The organism is Agathobaculum sp. (assembly GCF_050946325.1).
Taxonomy (GTDB): Bacteria; Bacillota; Clostridia; order Oscillospirales; family Butyricicoccaceae; genus Agathobaculum.
The window spans coordinates 1-4,781 of sequence record NZ_JBMNUP010000145.1 but is presented as its reverse complement, the minus strand read 5'-3'; the positions used below and the strand labels follow the sequence as shown (position 1 = coordinate 4,781).

7 protein-coding genes are annotated in these 4,781 nt (G+C 58.0%); 1 reads left to right on the top strand and 6 read right to left on the bottom strand.

Translation table 11 applies throughout. The features are described from left to right. Positions 1-1,082 (bottom strand): nucleotide sugar dehydrogenase (locus ACOYIE_RS09410; RefSeq protein ID WP_433412611.1); only part of this gene is annotated, 1,082 nt, incomplete at its 3' end. A gap of 144 nt (positions 1,083-1,226) precedes the next feature. Here ACOYIE_RS09410 and epsC point away from each other — a divergent pair. Next, a complete protein-coding gene (gene epsC, locus ACOYIE_RS09405) occupies positions 1,227-1,898 on the top strand; it encodes a serine O-acetyltransferase EpsC (protein WP_433412609.1) in 672 nt (223 codons plus the stop codon). A 50-nt stretch (positions 1,899-1,948) separates the two neighbouring features. On the opposite strand, the gene ACOYIE_RS09400 is transcribed toward epsC, so the two are convergent. The 5 genes from ACOYIE_RS09400 to ACOYIE_RS09380 all read right to left on the bottom strand — a co-directional run. Continuing rightward, positions 1,949-2,350 carry a Mini-ribonuclease 3 gene (locus ACOYIE_RS09400; RefSeq protein ID WP_433412607.1) on the bottom strand — a complete coding sequence of 134 codons (402 nt, stop codon included), beginning with the start codon at positions 2,348-2,350 and terminating at the stop codon, positions 1,949-1,951. Continuing rightward, the gene (locus tag ACOYIE_RS09395; protein ID WP_433412613.1) at positions 2,350-3,252 is read right to left on the bottom strand and encodes an RnfABCDGE type electron transport complex subunit B; all 903 of its coding nucleotides are present in this window, start codon (positions 3,250-3,252) and stop codon (positions 2,350-2,352) included. The genes ACOYIE_RS09400 and ACOYIE_RS09395 overlap by 1 nt, the downstream gene beginning before the upstream one ends. 26 nt (positions 3,253-3,278) lie before the next feature. Continuing rightward, positions 3,279-3,893, bottom strand: a complete 615-nt coding sequence (gene rsxA, locus ACOYIE_RS09390) for an electron transport complex subunit RsxA (protein WP_433412605.1) — start codon at positions 3,891-3,893, stop codon at positions 3,279-3,281. After that, the gene (gene rsxE, locus ACOYIE_RS09385; RefSeq protein ID WP_433412603.1) at positions 3,894-4,517 is read right to left on the bottom strand and encodes an electron transport complex subunit RsxE; all 624 of its coding nucleotides are present in this window, start codon (positions 4,515-4,517) and stop codon (positions 3,894-3,896) included. A 15-nt stretch (positions 4,518-4,532) separates the two neighbouring features. Further along, positions 4,533-4,781, bottom strand: a 249-nt coding sequence (locus ACOYIE_RS09380; protein ID WP_433412601.1) for an FMN-binding protein, incomplete at its 5' end; no start/stop codon positions are given.

The following is a 4,781-nucleotide window of genomic DNA, read 5'->3' as shown; positions in this document are numbered from 1 at the left end:
AAGAAGACGTTCGGAATGCCCTGCACCTCGTTTTCCTTTGAAAACGGCTCACAGGCGATGACGTTTACACCCTTATCCTGCAAAATGTGGCACAGCTCAATCGAGGGGGACTCGCGCATATCGTCCACATCCGGCTTATAGGACAGGCCAAGCACGCCGACGGTATCCGTCACCTTACCCAGCTCGGAAACCACCTTGTTCGCCACAAAGCGGGGCTTGTTTTCATTGCGTTCACGCGCGGCAAGGATGACCTTGGCCTCCGCCGGGAACTGCTCGTAAATAAACCACGGATCGACCGCGATGCAGTGCCCGCCGACGCCGACGCCCGGCGTCAGGATATTGACGCGCGGATGGCAGTTGGCGAGCTTAATCAGCTCGAACACGTCGATGCCCATTTTATCGCAGATGACCGAAAGCTCGTTTGCATAGGCGATGTTGACATCGCGGAAGGTGTTTTCGGTCAGCTTGCACATTTCGGCGGTCAGGTCGTCGGTCTTGTGGACCACGCCCTTGTCCAGCACCTTTTCGTAAATGGCGGCTGCCATTTCCGCCGCTTCGGGCGTGCGCGCGCCGACGATGCGGTCGTTGTTCTTCAGCTCATACATCATATTGCCCGGGATAACACGCTCCGGACAATGCGCCACATGGACCTGCTCCATCGGGATGCCGGACTCTTCCGAAAGCACGCGGGCGAGCATTTCGCTGGTGTGCGGCGGTACGGTGGATTCAAGAATCACCAGGTTGGACGGCGCAAGCAGCTTGCCTGCCATCCGGCCGGCGGACTCAACAAACGTAAGGTCCGCCTTGTGGCTGCCGGTCTCATCCTGATAAAACGGCGTGGGCACCGCAATATAGAACACATCGGACGGGGCCAGCTCGCTTGAAAAATGCAGATGCCCATGGCTGACTGCGGTCTCAAACGCCTGCTGCAAGCCTGGTTCAACAATATGGATATGACCGCCCTGCAGGGTTTCTATCGTTTTTTCATTTACGTCGAAGCCGCAAACCTCAAAACCGGCCTCCGCCAGCGTGATTGCGGTGGGCAGGCCGATATAGCCCAGCCCCATGACAGTAATTTTCATAGTTTTCTTACCTCGTTCAGCAAAATCTTCTTACATTATACCACTTTTTCGCCAGATTTCAATGTAGGGTTTGAATTTTTCCCGCAAAGCGATTATAATAGAATGTACACCAAATCCGTACTGACATGATAGGATGTATGTTTTATGATTTTTGAAGGACTTCTGGACGACGCGCGCTCGATTCGCGACCGCGATCCAGCAGCGCGCTCCACGCTTGAAGTTTTCCTGCTTTATCAGGGTTTTCATGCGCTGATTCTGCACCGGCAGGCACACTGGCTCTATCAGCACAAGCGGTTCTTTCTGGCGCGCTGGCTCAGCCAGTTTGCCCGCCACCTGACCGGTATCGAAATCCACCCGGGCGCTACCATCGGCCGCCGCCTGTTTATCGACCACGGTATGGGCATCGTCATCGGCGAAACCGCCGAAATCGGGGACGACTGCACCATCTATCACGGCGTCACCCTCGGCGGCACGGGACATGACACCGGCAAGCGCCATCCGACCATCGGCAACAACGTGCTGATCTCGACCGGCGCAAAGGTGCTCGGTCCGTTCAAGGTGGGAGACAACAGCCGCATCGGCGCCAACGCCGTTGTGCTGCAGGAGGTCCCGCCCGGCTCTACTGTAGTCGGCGTCAAGGCGCGCGTTGTCAAGATTGACGGCCAGCGCGTCGGCCCGTCGCCGTCCTACGATCTGGACCAGATTCACCTGCCCGATCCGCTGTCCCAGGAATTGTGCCGCCTGAAAAGCCGCGTCTATGCCAACGAGCAGAAGCTCAAAAAAGAGGAGCTGCGCAACCGCGAAGCCGACGAATAATTTGCAGAAATGCAAAAGACCTTTCCCAAACGGGAAAGGTCTTTTTTCTGTCAAAACGCTTGGGCAATCACGTCGAACAGCGCATTGATCCTATCGTACTGCTGTTTCAGATACAGCCAGCCGAACAGGGCCTCCAGCGCCGTCGCCTGCGCATACTCCGCAACGGAAGCCGATTTGGGCACCGTTTTGGGCTTGGCGTTGCGGCCGTGGCGATAGACCTCCCGCTCCGCTTCGGTCAGCAGCGGCAGAATCCGCTGCGCCGCCTGCGCCTGCGCGCCTGCGCGCACCAGCGCAATAGTATGGCTGTGCAGGTTGCGGGCGGTCTGCGTACCGCCGCAGGCCAGATACGAACGCACCAGCACCTCATAAACGGCATCGCCCACATGGGCGAGCGCGAGGCTCGACATGCGGGCGATAGCAGCGTCATCCAGCTTGGGATGCAGATAATCCATTACTTGTCCTCGGTTGCCTTTTCTGCTTCCGCAGCCTTGGCAGCTTCCGCCTTAGCCTTGGCAGCGGCAGCCTGCTTGGCCTGCATCTCCTTGAACTTCGCCTTCTCCTCGTCGGTCGGGATGGGCTCGATGCAGTTCTTCGGGCAAACCTTGGTGCACATCTTGCAGTTCTTGCACTTCTCATAGTCGATCACAGCTACGCCGTTCACAACATGAATCGCGTCAAACTTGCAGGTGCGCTCGCACATGCCGCAGCCGATGCAGGCGTTGGAGCAGACCTTCATTGCGGCCGGTCCCTTGTCCTGATTCTTGCAGTTGACATGTACCTTCTTGCTTTCCGGAACCAGGTCGATCAGCTTCTTCGGGCAGGCCGCAACACACTGGCCGCAGGCTACGCACTTTTCCGGATCAACCTTGGCGGTGCCGTCCACAATGTGGATGGCGTCAAACGCACACGCGCTGACGCAGGAGCCGAGGCCCATGCAGCCAAACGCGCACGCCTTGGGGCCGCCCGCAACGCGCATTGCAGCGTTGCAGTCCTTCAGACCTTCATAAACCGCTTTATCCACAGCGTTGCAGCCGCCGTTGCAGTGAACGTGCGCAACCTTGCGCTCGCCCGTCTCGGCTTCCACGCCCATTACCTCTGCGATTTTTGCAGCGGAAGCGGCGCCACCGACAGGGCAGCCGTTAACTGGCGCGGTGCCGGCTACAATCGCAGCCGCCAGACCGTCACAGCCCGGATAGCCGCAGCCGCCGCAGTTTGCGCCCGGCAGGCACTCACGCACCAGCGGGATCCGCTCGTCAACCTCAACGGCGAACACCTTGGCGGCCACGCCGAGCAGGATTGCGAACACGACGCCCATGATAAACAGAACCACGACCGCCGAAATTACATTAGTCATATCCATTTCTTATCGTCCTCCCTTTCTTACCACGGGATGCTCAGGCCGGAGAAGCCCATAAAGGACATAGCGAGCAGCGCCGCGGAAATCAGCGCAATCGGGAAGCCCTCAAAGCACTTGGGGCACTTGGCGGTCGCGTCCAGACGTTCGCGGATGGATGCGAACAGCACGATTGCCAGCGTGTAGCCCAAACCGGCGCAGACGCCGTATACCAGCGAACCGATGAAGGAGTAGCCATTGTCAATATTGGAAATGGCGGCGCCCAGTACGGCACAGTTGGTGGTAATCAGCGGCAGGAAGATACCAAGCGCGGAATACAGCGCCGGCATCGACTTTTTCATGAACATTTCTACAAACTGTACCAGCGTTGCAATCACCAGAATGAACGCGATGGTCTGCATGTAGCCCAGGCCCAGCGGCTCCAGAACGAAGTACCAAACCGCCCAGGACGCAGCGGATGCAATCGCCATAACGAACACAACCGCCATGCCCATGCCGATAGCCGTATCGGTCTTCTTGGATACGCCGAAGAACGAGCAGCAGCCCAGGAACTGCACCAGAATGTAGTTGTTAACCAGAATCGCCGCGATGGCAAGGGACAGAATATCGGTCAGTCCCATGGAAGCAGGCAAATTAAACATTTACTTGTCCTCCTTTCCAGCCATGATCTTCTGGATAGCGGCAAAGATGAAGCCCATCATCAGGAAGCCGCCGGCCGGCAGAATCATCATAACCATCGGGTTGCTGTTGAAGAACGGAACGGCAATGCCGCTCACGCCGTTTACGATACCGGACAGGATCGTGCCGCCGCCGAGCAGCTCGCGGAAGAAGCCCATCAGTACCAGTGCGAACATAAAGCCCAGACCCATTACAACGCCGTCCAGCGCAGAGGGCAGAACCTTGTTCTTGGACGCATACGCCTCGGCACGGCCGAGGATGATGCAGTTAACAACGATCAGCGGCAGGAACAGGCCGAGGGATGCCGCCAGCGAGGGAATGAACGCCTGCAGCAGCAGGTCGATCATGGTAACGAAAGTTGCAATGATGGTGATAAAGGCCGCAATACGAACCTTATCCGGAATGAACTTGCGCAGCGCCGAAATAACGACGTTGGAGCAAATCAGAACGATCGTTGCCGCAACGCCCATGCCGAGCGCGTTCTGCAGCGAGGTGGTCGTTGCAAGCGTCGGGCACAGGCCGATAAGCTGCATGAAAACCGGGTTGTCGAGGATGACGCCGGCCTTCAGTTTATCCTTGAAATTCATAGTGGCTTTCCTCCTTTAACCCAGACTTGCGACATACTTTGCCGCGGTGTTCACGCCAAGCGTTACCGCGCGGGAGGTAATCGTCGCGCCGGTGATGGCGTTGATGGTGCCGCCGTCCTTGGTGACGGCAAGCGAGCCGTCTGCCGACTGGCCGGCAAACTGCGTAATCCAGTTCGGGTCTGCCTGCGCCTTGGCGCCAAGGCCCGGGGTCTCCGCATGACCGGTGACCTTTGCACCGGCAATCGTGCCGTCTGTATTCACGCC